We start from the raw sequence: 15,802 nt of genomic DNA, 5'->3' as shown, positions 1-15,802 counted from the left end.
CAGCAGACTGGCTCTCCGTGGTTCGTGGTGAAACGGATTCCGTGTCTTGAAAGCTGAAGGGCTCGTAGCCCTGCTGTGATGGATGTTCTCTACGCATTCATCAAGAGTCAGGAGCTACGAGCCTTGATCGAGCCTACTTCCCCGCGCCCCGATGCTGCCACCGCCATTTTCAACCTGCCCGACTACCGTGTCACAGACACTGAGATCCTCACTTTCGGGCAGCGACGGGTCAGCGTCGAAGCTACTGCCGAGGCTGGCTGCCCCGCCTGTGGCGTGATCAGCACCCGCGTGCATTCCCGCCGGCCACAACGTCTGCGCGACATCCCTGTCGCCGGTCCGGTCGAAGTGATCTGGGCCAAGCGGAGATTCTTCTGCGATGAGTACCTGTGCCCGCGGCGGACATTCGCCGAGGAAACTGCCCAGGTCCCGCGCCGCGCCCGGTCCACCCGCCGGCTCCGCGACGCTCTCGTGGCCGCCGTGATCGGATCCGGAAGGGCCGCCGCGGAAGCAGCCTCTTCATTCGGTGTCTCCTGGTGGCTGGTCCAGCGGGCGCTGGACTCCGCGGCCCTGACCCTGCCGGACGTTGACGCCCTGGCACCGCGGATGCTCGGCATCGACGAACACCGCTACCGGTCCGTGCGGTTCTTCCGCGACCCAGCCACCAAGGCCTGGAAACGCTACGAACCCTGGATGACCACCATCGTCGATCTGGACACCGGACAGGTCCTCGGGATCGTTGACGGCCGCGACAGCGAAGGCGTCGGAGACTGGCTGTTCGCCCGGCCGCTCCAGTGGCGCCTGGGCGTTCAGGTCGTCGCGATCGACCCATCAGCGGCGTTCCGAAAGGCCCTGAGAATGTGGCTGCCACGCACCGCGGTCTCGGTCGACGCGTTCCACCTGGTCAAGCTCGGCAACGACATGCTCACCGAAGTCCGGCAACGGCTCACCCAACAGGTGCATGGCCGGCGGGGACGCTCCATCGACCCGGTCTGGGCCAACCGGCGCCTGCTCCTGCGGGCCGGGGACTCACTCTCTGACCGTGGACGGGACAGGCTCAGCACCGTGTTCGCCACCGACGATGCCACCGGAAAATTGCAGGCAGCCTGGCTGGTCAAAGAGCAGCTCCGGACGCTACTCGCCACCGGATCCCTCGCCGACGCAGCCGCCGCGAAAGACCGACTGCAAGGTCTGGTAGAACAAGCTGCCCAGCCGGAAAGCAACCGGCTCTGGCGCACGATCTGCCGGTGGTGGAAAGAGATCGAAGTCCTCATTGTCACCGGTGCGACAACGGCGAAAGTGGAAGCCAACAACACCGCGATCAAGCACATCAAACGGACGGGCCGGGGATTCACCAACGCACGCAACTACAAAACGCGTATCCTGTTGCGCAGTGCCGCCAGAACAGCGGCATGAACATTCACCACGGCAGAACATTCACCACGAACCGTGAAGAGCCAGCAGACTCGACTCAGCCAGGATGTCGGTGAGCGGAAGCTGGAGAACGTCGGCGATGGCACGCAGGTTATCCATGCGAGGGTTGGCGATCTGCCCCAGCTCCAGCCGCGTGATGGTGCCTTTGGCTACGCCTGCCTGACGGGCAACCTCACTGGCTGAAAGGCCAAGCTTCTGACGCTGAGTTCTGATGGTTTCAGCCAAGCCTTGTATAACTTTTTCCTGCATTTCTTCTATCTCCAATTTCTGTTTGTATTATGAATCTTCCGTTCAATTCATTCAACGATTTAAGCGAATTCCACAACAGAAATTCCGTCAAGAAAGGAAGGACTTCCTAACCGTTCCAAGGGTTCAATAGAGATGTCCGGCAAGGACAGCGGAGGCGCTCTTACGAGTGCGGCTCACGCTGCCCCTGCCTATTTTCTCGAACCTACCGTCCGCGAGCCGGGCGAGTTTTAGTCGCCTCCGGATCGCTACCAAACAACTGCGCGATCGCTTCACGGCGAGCAGCAGCTTCGCGCTCGATCTCCGCCATAGCGGATTCTGCCTGCGAGGCGAGATCGGCACTGCCCTTGATGCCATCAATGTGTGCCATCAGGGCCTTTCTGATCTCGTCAGTGATCGTGCTGTTCCGCAACTGGGCAATCAGCGTCAGTTGTGTGTGGACGTCCGGTTCGAGCCGGATGGCAAGAGTTTTGATTCCTGCCGGGTTCTGGCGATCGCCGCCCAGGCGAAGGTACTCCTGAACCTCATCGAGGTAGACCATGACCGGATGGCGATCGTTCGTCGGAAGGTTGGCGCGTTCTTGTATGGCCTGCCACAGTTCAGCAACGACCATGGCTCCCAGTAGCTGGGCGGCTTCGGGCCCCAGCATTCCCTTCTGAAGCGGTACGAGCAGAATCTTCCGTTCAGTCAGCACCTGACGGACGTTGAAGCGTGGCGTCGGCTGTGCGAGGACATGGCGTAGGTGCGGTTCTAACAGCGGGCGCAGCTTGTTCATGAGCGGCGCGGTGACTTGGCCACTTGCCTCCGGCGACAGCTGCTCATACCAGTGCCAAAACGGGCCAGCCGAGAACGGATCACCCCCAGCGATGTGCTGAATGGCTGACTGCCGGAACTTCTTGTTATTGAGCAAAATTGGCAGCATGGCTAGGCTCGCGTCCTTGCGCTGAGCCAGTGCCAGGAGCGAGTGCCGCAGGATGTCAGAGCTGCGCGGACCGAACTGATCACCGTAGAGCGCATGAAAGGTACCGAAGAGTTGATCGGCGACAAGCGCGGGGCTGCGGCCATGGCCATCAAGCGGGTTGATGCCGACCGGCTCGCTGTCGAGTGGATCGAGCACGACAACGTCGTCTTGACGCTCTGCGGGCACGTGCTTGAGGACGTCGCGAATTAAGTCCTTCGGTTCGATCACAACGCAGCTACGCCCCGCCGCCATGTCATTGATGATCAGGGACAGGAGCACGGAGCTCTTGCCCACGCCGGTCGGCCCCATGGCCCAGACATGATGGCAGCTATCGGCTGGCGACAAACCTAGCTGGACATCCTTTGCACCGGGTGCTGTCGCCGAGGCGACGATGCGATCCGTGGATGACGCCGCGAAGGAAGGTCGAACCTGTCTCGGATGAGCGGGTGGCTGGCCAGGATAGACCACGGACCCCTCACCGATTGGCCAAGCGCTGAGCATCCCGACCTCGATGGCAGAAAGGCGCTGTCCGAATGCGAAGCGCGGCCACTCAGAACTCGGGTGGTTGAGCTTCCGGATATGGTCTAAATCCACCTCGAAGCGGAGCCCTGGAGCCACCATCGAGCGAAAAGCGCTAACTACGCCACCAATAAGAGTTCGGCGGCGGTCCTCCTCTTTGGCGCTCACGCCGATGCGGACATAGCTCGCAAAGCCATGCTCACCTTGCTTGTTTTCAACGCCACGGGAAACACCACGACGCTGCTCCGGCTGGATGCCACGGCCCGCACGGCCCAAATGATCGACGCAACACCCACGCAGACGATCAGGAACGGAAGAATCGACTGCAGCACCTGCGTTGCACAGTAAAGGGCAATCACGGCCAACAGCACGGACATGCACGCTCCGATTGCTCGGTCAAACCATGACCGAGGGGTCGGATCAACGCTCACCGCTGCCGCTCCATTTCAAGGTAAATGCCAGTGTTCAGACCATGCCGTACACAGTCCAGCGCAAACTGCAGCTGGTCCCCCACGTACTGCTTGGTCACGGCGTAGAACACAACCTGGCCGACCGCATCCGCTTCAAAGAGATGCCATTCCAGATCATCGCGACTAAACCCGGCGCGCTCGAAGCGTCGCATCAGCCAGCGGGCAAGCGTGAACTCATCCGGCGACGAGAAACTGAGTCCCTGCTCAACATGGGCGACGTCATGGACGTAGCGGTACGCCATGTTGACGTCCGGTGATCCAAACACGACGCTACTGCTGTTCTCATTGGAAACGGGCAGCGGACGGCCTTCCCGATGAGAAACGGCGAACGCCTCACACAGCTCCTTATACTTCTCGGGAGCGTCGCCGGCTGGCTCCCAGCCAAAGAATAGACGCCGTTCCATCTGATGAGCCTGATCAAGGACGTAGTCACTAAGGCGCATCTGCGCATCGACGAGTTCTGTCGGAGTAAAGGTTTCGGGCATGACAAATAACCCCTTCCTGGAGGCATGTTTGAAATGGGTGAGGTTAGGACGAGCCACCCGCTCTAACGGCGGCGCATATCCTTGAGCGCTTGGTGATACAGCGCTGCGAGTCGCTGGGTGGCATCGTGGGCTTCCCTCGTGATGTCGGCAACGCGATCGCGCGAGGATGGGGACTGGTCGCGCCAGAAGTCAGCTGCTACGAGATAGGCGACGCCAATCCAAGCGGCGCAGGTGACCAGGATGGCAATCCAAAAGATCGCAGTCATGGCCGCTGTGGTTCCTTGGGCCAGGTTTCAAGTGCGGTCAGTGCCATTGCCGAGATCTGCTGTGCTATCAGGCGAAGATGCCGGGCTGTGGCTGGCTGCGCTATCGAGTTCATTCACCAGTGCTGCCGCCCGCCCGATGAACAGACGGACAGCCGCCTCATGCTGCAGAACCTGGGGCTCCGCGCGACGAGTTGGCGTCAGCAGGTTTGCAAATTCATGCTTCACGGTCCGCCTCCCTACCGCTGGAACCGGCGCACTTCCCACGCCGCATACTCAAGGAAGGAATCGGCAATGTAGTTAAGCCGCTCGGCCGCCCGCGGGTCGCCGTTCGCCTGGAACTCGGCCTCGCGGCTGAGCATGCTAGTCAGATGCATGCCAGTAGCGGCGACAAAGCCGGCAGCCTGGACACGCGCCGCTGTGACAAGCCCGTTGGCGACCTCGGCATTCTGACGGCGCTGCACCGACTTGCCCTCCGAACGGGAGAATCCTTCGGGGGCGTTGAAGGGCGTGATCTTGCCACCTGGGCGAGGAATAAGTTCAGACATCGGTATATACCTTCCTGCTCAAAAAACTCGGTTCGCCCTCTTGAGCGAAAGCCGTACATCCAGCATGGCGGGGCATAGTGGCGGCGTCACTGACACTAAACTGACACCCTATTGGGGCTGTCCACAAACAGCCGGCAAAGACGACTGCCGGAAATGACTGATGCCAGATGACCCGATACGAGAGGAGCTCCACAAGGAGCTTTGGACGTTTCGGCGCGGCTTCGGTCCGCTCGCACGGCAACGAGTGTCGGGACTCGATCAGCTGACAGACTTCGTCGGGCACGGGAGCGAGGAGCAGGCGTTCGATGTACTGCTGCACCTTGCAGCCGTCCACGACGACGGCGAAGACGGCACGATCCGCGCGTTCTTCGAGACGAGTGGACTGAATACCGTAGGAGATAACCTTGACCAGCGACTTAAGGAATGTGCCCGCAAGCACTTCGTGAATGAGCGGACAATTCTTCGTCGCAGTGATAGGGGCGCCATTCAGCTCAGCGAAATCATTCGCGACGGCTATTTATATGACCGTCCGCTCGGTAATGTGTATGCAGCCCAAGTCGAGAACAAGAGCGAAAGCCTATTTTTGGTTAGCTTCAGCATCGATGTACCGGAAGGCATAGCGTATCGCCGGCCCAAGGTTTTTATCGACGGCGCGGAGCAGGATTTTCCTTTCGTGCTCCACGACTCACACTTATCCAACATGGTGCGAGCATTAGAGTCGTTTAGCGTACCTCTCGATCTTTCCAAACCGGACGACGATGAGCCGGTCGCTACGATTGAGATTCATTGGATCATGCCCGTTTGGGTGAGTTGGATGCTCGGTGCTCACTTCACCAACCCTGGCCTATTTGCAACCATAAGCGTTGAGCGTAAAAGTGCGGCACGGATCGAAGTCCATCGCGTGGAGTTTAAAACCAAAAACACAGAGTCGGCGACGGAGTGATACGAAAGCGTATGGCGGCCGCAGCCTCAGTAAATGATTTACGAAAACGGCAATTCAGGTTAAAATCAGGACAGATGTCGTAGCCCTGTGAGAGCAAAGCTCTCGGGTATCGACGCTCCCACCTGAACAGCACACCGTGCACTGCTGCACGGATCTGTCAGTGCTCGCTGCTAAGTTGAGTACGCAGCCTCAGGGGATCACGTAAGCGCGCACGCGCAAGGAGTATAAACACAACCATGGCCGGAGTCACCAAGGAAGCGCAGCGCGCGGAGCTACACAAGACGATATGGCGTATCGCCAACGACCTGCGCGGGAGCGTTGACGGCTGGGACTTCAAGAGTTACGTACTCGGCATGCTCTTCTACCGCTTCATCTCTGAGAACCTCACGGCGTACCTCAACAAGCTCGAGCGTGCCGCAGGTGATTCGGACTTTGATTATGCCAATCTGCCTGACTCCGAAGCTGAGTTCGGACGCCTGGACACCGTTGCAGAAAAAGGCTTCTATATCCTTCCATCCGAACTGTTTGCCAACGTGCGTAAGCATGCACCGAAGGATGAAAATCTCAACGAGGCGCTCCAGAAAGTGTTCAAAAATATTGAACGCTCGGCAATCGGCACGGACTCCGAGGACGACCTAAAGGGTCTGTTTGACGATCTGGACGTGAACTCAGCCAAGCTTGGCAACACCGTCGCGAAGCGCAATGAGAAGTTGGTGAAATTACTCGACTCTATCGGCAGCCTCAACCTCGGAAACTTTTCTGACCACACAATCGACGCGTTCGGTGACGCCTATGAGTTTCTCATGCAGATGTACGCGTCGGCTGCTGGCAAGTCCGGTGGTGAGTACTACACCCCTCAAGAGGTCTCCGAGCTACTCGCTCGCATTACGGTGGTCGGCAAAACATCAGTCAACAAGGTCTACGATCCTGCGTGCGGTTCCGGCTCACTCCTGCTGAAGTTTGCAAAAGTTCTCGGCAAGGATAATGTCCGCCAGGGCTTCTACGGCCAAGAGATTAACCTGACCACGTACAACCTCGCGCGAATCAACATGTTCCTTCACGACGTGAATTACGAGCAGTTCAACCTTGCCCTCGGCGACACACTGACAGATCCAGCACATTGGGATGACGAGCCTTTTGAAGCGATCGTTTCCAATCCGCCTTATTCAATTAAGTGGGATGGCGATGCTAATCCACTACTCATCAATGACCCCCGATTCGCTCCTGCAGGCGTGCTTGCCCCCAAGTCAAAGGCAGACTTGGCATTTACAATGCACATCTTGTCCTGGCTGGCCGTGAACGGTACGGCGGCAATCGTCGAATTCCCGGGCGTGCTATATCGTGCCGGCGCTGAGCAGAAGATTCGAAAGTACCTTGTCGACAACAACTACGTCGATGCTGTCATTCAGTTGCCGCCTGACCTATTCTTCGGTACTCCGATCGGTACTTGCATCATTGTACTCAAGAAGTCGAAAAAGGATAATTCCATCCTTTTCATCGATGCAGCTGGCCAGTTTCTTCGTGTCGGTAATAAAAACAAACTTACGGATGACAATCAAAAGCAGGTCATTGATGCTTTTGCAGCCCGTCAGGACATTGAGCACTTTGCACGCATGGTCTCAAACGAAGAGATTGCTAGGCAGGGATACGACCTCGGCGTCTCCTCACACGTCGAACAGAAAGATCTTCGGGAAGCCGTCGATATAAAACAGTTGAATGCCGACATCGCCCGGATTGTGGCCTCGCAGCAAAAACTGCGCGCTGAGATTGATGAAATCGTTGCTGATCTGGAAGGTGCTTCGTGAGCAGCACCAGCCGTCTAATTGAGCAGCTTTGCCCTGAAGGGGTGCCATTTCTGCCGCTGGGCAGCGTTGGTGAGTGGTTCGGTGGCGGAACGCCGTCCAAGGCGCGTCTCGAATACTGGGAGAACGGGACCATTCCATGGCTGTCGCCAAAGGATATGGGAGCGCCCATAATCGACTCAACCCAGGACTACATCACCGAGGCTGCAGTGGAGGGATCTTCAACTAAACTCGTCCCGGCGGACTCGGTAGCCATCGTGGTTCGCTCGAGCATACTAGATCGCGTTCTACCCACCGCACTCATCCCCGTTCCGATAGCACTTAACCAAGACATGAAGGCGATCGTTCCTGGTAAGGAATTATTGCCAAAATACCTCGCTCATGTCCTACGCTCCCGCGGCCAGGAGATACTTCGATTTGCGCGAAAAAGAGGTGGTTCGGTTGCCTCGATCGACAGTACTAAGCTGTTCTCCTTCCCCATTCCGGTACCTCCTATCGTCGTGCAGCAGGAAATCATCAGGGTTTTGGACAAGTTTGCTCATTTGGAAGCGGAGCTGGAATCGGAGCTTACTGCGCGTCGGCGCCAGTATGACCTATATCGAGATTCTTTGATCACTTTCGACAAGCCAGAAGTTCCTCATCTTCCGCTTGGAAAGCTTGCAAGGATCTTGCGGGGCGCGTCGCCGCGCCCAATTCAGGCGTTCCAGACCGACGATGAGAATGGTGTCCCTTGGATAAAGATCGGCGATGTGAACGCACAGGGAAAGTACATCACTGCGACTGCTGAACGTATTACCCAAAAGGGGTCGGAGAAGTCTCGACGTGTTTATCCAGGTGATTTCGTTCTATCCAATTCAATGAGTTTCGGGCGCCCGTACCTATCAAAGATTGAAGGGTGTATTCATGACGGATGGTTGGCCATCAGTCACTTCAACGAGTCATTCATTCCCGACTTCCTCTATCATCTACTTCGCTCGTCCACGGTCCAGGCAGAGTTCGCCCGGCGAGCGGGATCTGGCACGGTACAGAATCTGAATGCCGACATCGTGAAAGCTGTCGTCGTCCCGGTGCCCAGCATGGAGGAACAAAAAGAAGTCGCTTTACTTCTCGATAAGTTTGATCTGCTTGTGAATGATCCGTCAGTCGGTCTGCCGGCTGAGCTGAATGCTCGTCGAAAGCAGCACGAACACTACCGCGACCGCCTATTGACCTTTGAGGAGGCGGCCGTATGAGCGAAGCAACAGCACGGACTTACGATCCAATCGCTATCAGCAGCGAGAGCACTGTCGTCGCTGAGTACATACCAGATGCCAACAGCGAAGCGTCATACCAATCAGAGGCGGATCTGGAGCGCGAGTTCATCAAGCTCCTAGAGTCGCAGGCTTACGACCACCTAAGCATCACGAGCGAGCCTCAGCTCATCACAAACCTCCGAGCTCAGATAGAGGCGCTGAACAGCATTAGATTCAGTGACAGCGAATGGGATCGATTTTTCACGGAACGCATTGTCGGCGCGAACGATGGGATCGCCGAAAAAACCTTGCGCATCCACGAAGACCACATCCAGCTCCTGCGGCGCGACGACGGCTCAATAAAGAACGTCATGCTCATTGATAAAGCAAACATTCACAACAACCGGCTGCAGGTCATCAACCAGTACGAGATTGGCCACGGAGAAGGTGGCGCCTCACACGCCACACGATACGACGTAACGGTCCTTGTCAACGGACTTCCGATGGTACATATAGAACTGAAGCGCCGCGGGGTTGATATCCGCGAGGCCTTCAACCAGATTGACCGCTACCAGCGCGACAGTTTCTGGGCGGGATCAGGCCTTTTTGAGTACGTACAGCTGTTCGTAATTAGCAACGGAACTCTTACGAAGTATTACTCCAACACCACACGCCGACAGCACCTAGCGGATGCTGCTGGCTTGAAGAAGGCGCGAAAGACCTCAAACTCATTCGAGTTCACATCTTGGTGGGCTGACGCACAGAACAAGCCAATCCAGGACCTGGCAGCATTTGCAAAAACCTTTTTCGCGAAGCACGCCCTCCTGAACATCCTGACCAAGTACTGCGTCCTAACTTCCGACGGAATGCTGCTCGTCATGCGGCCGTACCAAATCGTGGCTACGGAGAGGATCCTGCAAAAGATCGACATCTCGACCAATTACAAGCAGCTTGGAACTGTCGCCGCGGGCGGCTATGTGTGGCACACCACGGGCTCGGGCAAGACACTTACGAGCTTCAAGACAGCTCAGCTCGCATCTAAACTTCCGAGTGTCAATAAGGTGCTCTTCGTCGTGGACCGCAAGGACCTGGACTATCAGACGATGCGCGAGTACGACCGGTTCGAGAAGGGGGCTGCTAATTCGAACACATCGACGTCAGTACTCAAAGAGCAGCTCGAGAACCCGCAGGCACGGATCATCATCACAACGATCCAGAAACTTGCCACATTCATCAAGGCAAACGCTGGCCACGAGATCTACTCAGGTCACATTGTGATCATCTTCGATGAATGCCACAGGTCGCAGTTCGGTGACATGCATACCGCGATTACGAAGGCGTTCAAACGATACAACCTCTTCGGCTTCACTGGCACCCCAATTTTCGCCGCAAATTCTGGCGGCGGAGGCAACCCGCAGCTGAAGACTACCGAGCAGGCGTTTGGCGACAAGTTGCACACCTACACGATTGTCGACGCGATCACCGATAAGAACGTTCTGCCGTTCCGTATTGACTACGTCAACACGATCAAGCTCCCGGAGGACCTCACGGACAAACAGGTGTCCGCCATCGACACGGAGCAGGCCCTTCTTGCACCGGAACGGTTACGCCAAGTCACCGCCTACATACTGGAGCACTTCGACCAGAAGACTAAACGCGCTCAGCACTACTCGCTCGCCGGCAAGCGCATTCATGGTTTCAATTCGCTATTTGCGACCGCCTCGATTGAGGCCGCCAAGCGCTACTACAATCAGTTCTTCATACAGCAACGCGACCTTCCGCCGGCTCGCCAGCTAAAGGTTGGTCTGATCTATTCCTACGCAGCGAATGAAGCTGTAGAGGATGGCGTCCTGGAGGAGGAGGGTTTCGAAACTGCTGCACTCGATGCATCGTCGCGTGACTTCCTGGAAGACGCGATCCAGGATTACAACGACATGTTCGGCACTAGCTTTGATACGTCCGCTGACAAGTTCCAGAACTACTACAAGGACCTTTCGCTGCGTCTCAAGCAGCGCGAGATCGATATTGTCATTGTCGTCAACATGTTCCTCACCGGTTTCGACGCCACGACGCTGAACACGTTGTTCGTCGATAAGAATCTGCGGGCGCATGGTCTCATCCAGGCCTATTCGCGAACAAACCGAATCCTCAACTCAGTGAAGACCTATGGCAACATCGTCACCTTCCGCGATCTTGAGGAGGAGACCAACGACGCTATTGCGCTCTTTGGTAACAAGAACGCGCAGGGCATCGTGGTCCTCAAGCCATACGGCGAGTACTACGACGAGTACGCCAACAAAGTCACCGAGCTGGTGAATAACTTCCCACTAGGTGCACCTATCGTTGGTGAGGCGGCACAGAAGGCGTTCATTGCCCTCTTCGGCGCGGTCCTCCGGCTCCAAAACATCCTGACATCTTTTGATGATTTCGGCGGTCAGGAGATCCTGACGGAACGACAGGCTCAGGACTACCGCAGCGTCTACCTCGACCTTTACGCAGAGTTCCGCCGTGGCAAAGACTCGGACAAGGAGTCGATAAATGACGACGTTGTGTTCGAGATCGAGCTCATCAAGCAGGTTGAAATCAACGTTGATTACATCCTCATGCTCGTGCAAAAGTACCGCAACGAGCGCGGTGACGGCGACGACAAGGAAATCCGCGCTGAGATCTCACGCGCCGTCGATGCCAGCCCGAGCCTGCGCAACAAAAAGGACCTTATTGAAGCCTTCGTCGACTCTGTGTCAGCCACCGGCGAAATCGACGAAGAGTGGCGCGCTTTCATCGCCAGCCGCAAAGAGGCGGAACTCGACGCGATCATCGAGTCCGAAAGCCTGCGACCGGACGAGACCCGCGTGTTTGTTGAGACAGCATTCCGCGACGGCAGTATCCAGACAACAGGAACAGCGATCACAAAGGTACTCCCTCCAGCCTCTCGATTCTCAGCCAAGGGCGGCCATAGTGAGAAGAAGCAGCGCGTGCTTGAAAAGCTTGGCGTCTTCTTCGAGCGGTTCTTTGGCCTCAGCTCAGGCGGTGACAAGTAATGACAGAGATTGATATCTCCCGTGCTCCTCGCGGCGTCCTCACGGCTCAGAAGCTCATTGCTGCCGTAGCCGAACAGGGTGACCTTGCCGAGCGCCACTACCTCGAACTAAAGAGCACGCTAAACCTTGCCACAAAGAAGGACAAGGAGAAGATCGCAAAATTTATCCTGGGGGCTGCCAACCGTCTACCCGACATCGCAGCCACCGCCTTCGAGGGTTATGGCGTCATGATTATTGGCGTCGCCGAGGGATCGGTTGTGGGCATTCCACCCGTGGAGATGATGGAAATTTCTCGGGTGATTCAGCAGTACGTCGGCGCCGCCGGACCACGCTGGGACATCCTTTGGGCTCCCATCGAAAATAGCCCTAACCAGGTGCTGGTCATACTCGTAGACCCACCGAAGCAAGGTCAGGGTCCGTTTCCCTGCCGGGCGAATGGAGAATCTCTGACTGACGGCCGCGTCTATGTGCGTGCCGATGGTGAGACACGTGAAGCCAAGGCCGACGAACTCGACTTGTTGTTTCAACGCGGCTTTGCCGGTGCTCATGCGGCCGTGGATTTCTCAGTTGAAGTGATTGGCGAGGTTGCTCCGGCATCTATAGATGTCGCAAATACGCTCGATGAGTACATAAGTTCAGAGCGGCAGCGCCTCGAATCCGCCTTGCCCAAAAAAGAACCAAAGCAGCCCGCGGTGTCCACAATGGGGTCCAGCATTATGGACCTTTCCAGCTTCCAGTCGGCGCTCAATGCTGCCGCATCGTTTTCAAGGGCGATGACGGAGCCCGAAGAACGAACAGAACGGGACTATCTCGATTCCATCGATCGCTGGGAAGCACGCTTTCGATCTGCTTGGGATAAGGCACTCAAGAAGATGGTTGGCTGCCAGTTTCAACCAGCCATCGTGAAGATCACGAATCGTACGACCACCTTCTTCCACGATGTTGAACTGAAGTTGCATCTTGCAGGTGATATCTCGGCCGTCGAGTACGAGTCGCGCACATATGCCAAAAACTTCAAGGACTTCGGGCTTCCCCTTCCGCCACGTGAATGGGGCCCTAGGCAGCGAGCACTTGGTTTCAACACCGCCCATCTCACGGCAGCCAACCTCTACACTCCCCCGGCGAGGCCATACATCCCGCCCTCGATCAATTACAAAAACGGCGGCTCAGTAAGCCTGGAAATTACGGTCGGCGAACTGCGACCGCGAGGCAGCTTTGAGTCTGAGAATGACGAGCTAGTCCTCCTGGTGGGCGATCAGGCACTAACAACGATCAAAGGGTCCTGGGAGCTTACGGCACGGGATCACAACGATGTCTACAGCGGAGAGATCACGGTCAAGGTCGACCCGACTCACGACCTCACCGAAGCGGCAAGACAGATACTCGACCTCACCGACAGTGAGGGTGAGGCCACGCATCCACATCAAACGGGGAATCCAAAAGAATGAGTTTAGAGACGAAGTTAGCCGGCTGGACAGGCCCATCCAGCGATTCGGAGCAGGAGAAGCAGGACCGCACCGAGCGTATGATTCGTGCGGCAATACAGGAGCATCCCGGATTTAGCGACTGCACACTAAAGGTCTATGCAAAGGGATCTTACGCCAATAACACCAACGTGAAGGCCGATAGTGATGTCGACATCGTCGTTCAATGCAATGACGTCACCTATTGGGAAGAGGCAAGTCCTGGCGCTCATCCGACAACATACACTCCCTACGCCGGCCAATGGACTCCCAGTAAGCTGCGCGCCGAACTGGTCGCCGCCCTTCAGGCCAAGTTTCCTAGCCATGTCGACACTTCTGGGTCCACCGCAATACGGATAGATTCCAACACAGCGCGTGTTGAAGCCGACGTGGTTCCGGCATTCAGCTATGAGTACCACTTCGCCAACGGAACGCACCGCAAAGGCTCCCGTGTCTATAAGAAGGATGGTTCGTACCTCACCAACTACCCGGAACAGCAGTTGACTAACGGCCGGGCAAAGAACAACGCAACAGGAGCGCGATACAAGAAGGCTGTCCGCATCATGAAGCGTGTCGAAAACGCCATGGTCGAAAGCAACTACCACCGAGAAGTGCCTTCATTCTTCATGGAGTGCCTCGTCTACAACTGCCCGAACGACGTCCTGACACGGTCAACGTGGACCGAGATCATCCGAGGAGTCATAGTTCACGTCTGGGGCGAGCTCGATGGTGCTGAACCAACTGAATCGTCCAAACGCTGGCTGGAACCCAACGAATGCAAATACCTGTTCCACTCGTCTCAGCCATGGACTCGCGCAGACGGACGCGATTTCGTGAAGGCTGCGTGGAACTACCTGGGGTACACCTCATGAAAAACAGCAGCTTAGGTATCCGGATCGGGGCCTCTGTCCTCCTGGCAGTCCTTGCGATCGCCTCGTGGATTACTAGCGGTGTTCTAAATCTGGAACCAGCAAAGTACTTATCGGGAGCTGTGTTTGTCGCCACGGCGCTCTTTACATCGTGGGATCTGTGGCTTTGGAGACTTCCTTGGCTACAACTGATCCCTGGCGTACCTCTAAGCGTCAGAGGCACGTGGAAGGGCACCCTAGAGTCGTCATGGATCGATGCAAGCGGACAACAAATCGCTCCGAAGGACGCCTATCTCGTTGTACGCCAGACATTTGGCCAGGTACATGTCACACTCCTGACCAATGAGTCCAAGTCAGAGTCCTCACTGGCAGGAGTAACCAAGACAGACGGACTATCGGTGCTTCATTACCTCTTCTTCAACAAACCGAAGATGAAGCACGAAACGATCAGTCGCATGCACCACGGGTCAACGACACTGGAGATTTCCGGCAAGCCAGCTCGACGCCTGACTGGACGGTACTGGACTGATAGGGACACCAGAGGTGAGCTTGACTTCAACCAACGCAACAAGAAGATTGCCGATGACTACGACGAGGCGGTCTCACTTTTCTGATACATGCGCCGAGAGGAACATGCGAGCAGTGTCATAGCTGCACCCGACTTCCTTGGCGATGTCGCGAATGATCATCCCCTGTTTGCGGAGACGAAGAATCTGTTTCGCCTTGGCTGGCGTCAGGCCGCGAGGTCTGGAGGCGCCACCATGCTCGGCAAGCAAGCGCAAGAAGGTTGACTTGGCGATGCCGTGTTCACGCGCCAGTGCCGTGCTCATTTCGCCAGCTTGATAGCGAGCGACAAGTTGGGCCAGCTCGTCCGGAGTGAAGCGGTCGGACAGCCGGTTTCGCTGAATCTTGCGGACTGCTCGCTGCGGACGTGGTTGAATCTGACCAGCATCCATCCGTTTCAGCGCGGCCGCGACGGTCGTCATCTGCTCGATTCTGGGGCCGCTTTGGTTCGAGTAACATCCTAGGACCTCGACCAAACACGAGAATGGCGTCGAGAAATCGGCGCCATTTTTGTTTGCCCTGATCTACTCAGGCTCCCCACACGATGACACACATACCCGGGCACGCCACGCATCCCCTCCCGCGCCACGCACATCCGGGTGGCGCTGCCCCACTTCCGGTTCCTCAGCGAATTTGGGTGTCGCCAAGTGCAGCCGCAAAAGGGCAAAAAGAAACCCCGGAGCTTCTCTCGTCACGCTCCGGGGTTTCTTTACTGCAGTTGCTTTACATAGGATCGGGCCAGTTGCCGATGGACATCGTGGTGACCGTCGTTTCGGTCTTGTCCTTCGCGGGTGTCGTGGTGGTGGACCGCATGGGGTCCGGCCAGTTGCCAATGGCGCTTACTGTGCTGGAATCTGCTGCGGGAGCAGCAGAGACTACCCCGGGAGCCGCAACCGCGAGCGTCAGTGCGCCCGCCACGGCCACTGAAGCGATGATTTTCTTGAACATGATGTTGTACCCCAATG

The 15,802-nt window shown here is 56.8% G+C and carries 16 protein-coding genes; 8 read left to right on the top strand and 8 right to left on the bottom strand.

What is annotated here, in order from left to right:
• Positions 1–123: 123 nt before the first annotated feature.
• On the top strand, positions 124–1,413 hold the full coding sequence (locus AC0J5Z_RS06340; RefSeq protein ID WP_475038528.1) for an ISL3 family transposase: 1,290 nt from the start codon (positions 124–126) through the stop codon (positions 1,411–1,413).
• A gap of 21 nt (positions 1,414–1,434) precedes the next feature.
• Here the strand turns inward: AC0J5Z_RS06340 and AC0J5Z_RS06335 are convergent, their stop codons facing one another.
• The 6 genes from AC0J5Z_RS06335 to AC0J5Z_RS06310 form a co-directional block, all read right to left on the bottom strand.
• Complete coding sequence (locus AC0J5Z_RS06335; protein WP_475038241.1) at positions 1,435–1,680, bottom strand: helix-turn-helix domain-containing protein; 246 nt, start codon at positions 1,678–1,680, stop codon at positions 1,435–1,437.
• Between the two features lie 202 nt (positions 1,681–1,882).
• Complete coding sequence (locus AC0J5Z_RS06330; protein WP_475038238.1) at positions 1,883–3,433, bottom strand: type IV secretory system conjugative DNA transfer family protein; 1,551 nt, start codon at positions 3,431–3,433, stop codon at positions 1,883–1,885.
• Positions 3,434–3,584: 151 nt separating this feature from the next.
• On the bottom strand, positions 3,585–4,112 hold the full coding sequence (locus AC0J5Z_RS06325; protein ID WP_475038235.1) for a hypothetical protein: 528 nt from the start codon (positions 4,110–4,112) through the stop codon (positions 3,585–3,587).
• 62 nt (positions 4,113–4,174) lie between these two features.
• Complete coding sequence (locus tag AC0J5Z_RS06320) at positions 4,175–4,378, bottom strand: hypothetical protein (protein ID WP_475038232.1); 204 nt, start codon at positions 4,376–4,378, stop codon at positions 4,175–4,177.
• Positions 4,379–4,405: 27 nt separating this feature from the next.
• Positions 4,406–4,603: a hypothetical protein gene (locus AC0J5Z_RS06315; RefSeq protein ID WP_475038231.1), complete on the bottom strand. Its 198-nt coding sequence runs from the start codon at positions 4,601–4,603 to the stop codon at positions 4,406–4,408.
• Between the two features lie 11 nt (positions 4,604–4,614).
• Positions 4,615–4,923 carry a hypothetical protein gene (locus AC0J5Z_RS06310; RefSeq protein ID WP_475038230.1) on the bottom strand — a complete coding sequence of 103 codons (309 nt, stop codon included), beginning with the start codon at positions 4,921–4,923 and terminating at the stop codon, positions 4,615–4,617.
• A gap of 160 nt (positions 4,924–5,083) precedes the next feature.
• On the opposite strand from AC0J5Z_RS06310, the gene AC0J5Z_RS06305 reads away from it, so the two are divergent.
• From AC0J5Z_RS06305 to AC0J5Z_RS06275, 7 genes are all read left to right on the top strand, one after another.
• Positions 5,084–5,866 carry a hypothetical protein gene (locus AC0J5Z_RS06305; RefSeq protein ID WP_475038229.1) on the top strand — a complete coding sequence of 261 codons (783 nt, stop codon included), beginning with the start codon at positions 5,084–5,086 and terminating at the stop codon, positions 5,864–5,866.
• Between the two features lie 236 nt (positions 5,867–6,102).
• Complete coding sequence (locus tag AC0J5Z_RS06300) at positions 6,103–7,671, top strand: type I restriction-modification system subunit M (protein WP_475038226.1); 1,569 nt, start codon at positions 6,103–6,105, stop codon at positions 7,669–7,671.
• Entirely contained in the window at positions 7,668–8,900 is a 1,233-nt protein-coding gene (locus tag AC0J5Z_RS06295; protein WP_475038223.1) for a restriction endonuclease subunit S, read from the top strand. Before AC0J5Z_RS06300 ends, AC0J5Z_RS06295 begins: the two co-directional genes overlap by 4 nt.
• Positions 8,897–11,941, top strand: coding sequence for a type I restriction endonuclease subunit R (locus AC0J5Z_RS06290; protein ID WP_475038222.1), 3,045 nt, complete (start codon positions 8,897–8,899; stop codon positions 11,939–11,941). Before AC0J5Z_RS06295 ends, AC0J5Z_RS06290 begins: the two co-directional genes overlap by 4 nt.
• Positions 11,941–13,389 carry an RNA-binding domain-containing protein gene (locus AC0J5Z_RS06285; protein WP_475038221.1) on the top strand — a complete coding sequence of 483 codons (1,449 nt, stop codon included), beginning with the start codon at positions 11,941–11,943 and terminating at the stop codon, positions 13,387–13,389. Before AC0J5Z_RS06290 ends, AC0J5Z_RS06285 begins: the two co-directional genes overlap by 1 nt.
• 167 nt (positions 13,390–13,556) lie before the next feature.
• Positions 13,557–14,276: a nucleotidyltransferase-like protein gene (locus AC0J5Z_RS06280; RefSeq protein WP_475038218.1), complete on the top strand. Its 720-nt coding sequence runs from the start codon at positions 13,557–13,559 to the stop codon at positions 14,274–14,276.
• Positions 14,273–14,887 carry a Cap15 family cyclic dinucleotide receptor domain-containing protein gene (locus AC0J5Z_RS06275; RefSeq protein ID WP_475038217.1) on the top strand — a complete coding sequence of 205 codons (615 nt, stop codon included), beginning with the start codon at positions 14,273–14,275 and terminating at the stop codon, positions 14,885–14,887. Before AC0J5Z_RS06280 ends, AC0J5Z_RS06275 begins: the two co-directional genes overlap by 4 nt.
• On the opposite strand, the gene AC0J5Z_RS06270 is transcribed toward AC0J5Z_RS06275, so the two are convergent.
• Both AC0J5Z_RS06270 and AC0J5Z_RS06265 read right to left on the bottom strand, forming a co-directional pair.
• Complete coding sequence (locus tag AC0J5Z_RS06270; RefSeq protein ID WP_475038215.1) at positions 14,876–15,259, bottom strand: helix-turn-helix domain-containing protein; 384 nt, start codon at positions 15,257–15,259, stop codon at positions 14,876–14,878. The two genes, AC0J5Z_RS06275 and AC0J5Z_RS06270, sit on opposite strands and share 12 nt — an antisense overlap.
• Before the next feature lie 301 nt (positions 15,260–15,560).
• Positions 15,561–15,785 (bottom strand): hypothetical protein, encoded by a 225-nt coding sequence (locus AC0J5Z_RS06265; protein ID WP_475038213.1) that lies wholly within the window; start codon positions 15,783–15,785, stop codon positions 15,561–15,563.
• Positions 15,786–15,802: the final 17 nt, after the last annotated feature.

The sequence above is a fragment of the Paenarthrobacter sp. TRD_SC_7 genome (assembly GCF_056156245.1).
Note: the sequence above shows the minus strand (reverse complement) of the source record. Positions and strands in the feature narration are given on the sequence as shown.

Coding starts and splice junctions, on each gene's coding strand:
- AC0J5Z_RS06335 (WP_475038241.1), bottom strand. CDS start 1,680: ATGCAGGAAAAAGTTATACAAGGCTTGGCTGAAACCATCAGAACTCAG.
- AC0J5Z_RS06325 (WP_475038235.1), bottom strand. CDS start 4,112: ATGCCCGAAACCTTTACTCCGACAGAACTCGTCGATGCGCAGATGCGC.
- AC0J5Z_RS06320 (WP_475038232.1), bottom strand. CDS start 4,378: ATGACTGCGATCTTTTGGATTGCCATCCTGGTCACCTGCGCCGCTTGG.
- AC0J5Z_RS06310 (WP_475038230.1), bottom strand. CDS start 4,923: ATGTCTGAACTTATTCCTCGCCCAGGTGGCAAGATCACGCCCTTCAAC.
- AC0J5Z_RS06305 (WP_475038229.1), top strand. CDS start 5,084: ATGCCAGATGACCCGATACGAGAGGAGCTCCACAAGGAGCTTTGGACG.
- AC0J5Z_RS06300 (WP_475038226.1), top strand. CDS start 6,103: ATGGCCGGAGTCACCAAGGAAGCGCAGCGCGCGGAGCTACACAAGACG.
- AC0J5Z_RS06290 (WP_475038222.1), top strand. CDS start 8,897: ATGAGCGAAGCAACAGCACGGACTTACGATCCAATCGCTATCAGCAGC.
- AC0J5Z_RS06285 (WP_475038221.1), top strand. CDS start 11,941: ATGACAGAGATTGATATCTCCCGTGCTCCTCGCGGCGTCCTCACGGCT.
- AC0J5Z_RS06275 (WP_475038217.1), top strand. CDS start 14,273: ATGAAAAACAGCAGCTTAGGTATCCGGATCGGGGCCTCTGTCCTCCTG.
- AC0J5Z_RS06270 (WP_475038215.1), bottom strand. CDS start 15,259: ATGACGACCGTCGCGGCCGCGCTGAAACGGATGGATGCTGGTCAGATT.
- AC0J5Z_RS06265 (WP_475038213.1), bottom strand. CDS start 15,785: ATGTTCAAGAAAATCATCGCTTCAGTGGCCGTGGCGGGCGCACTGACG.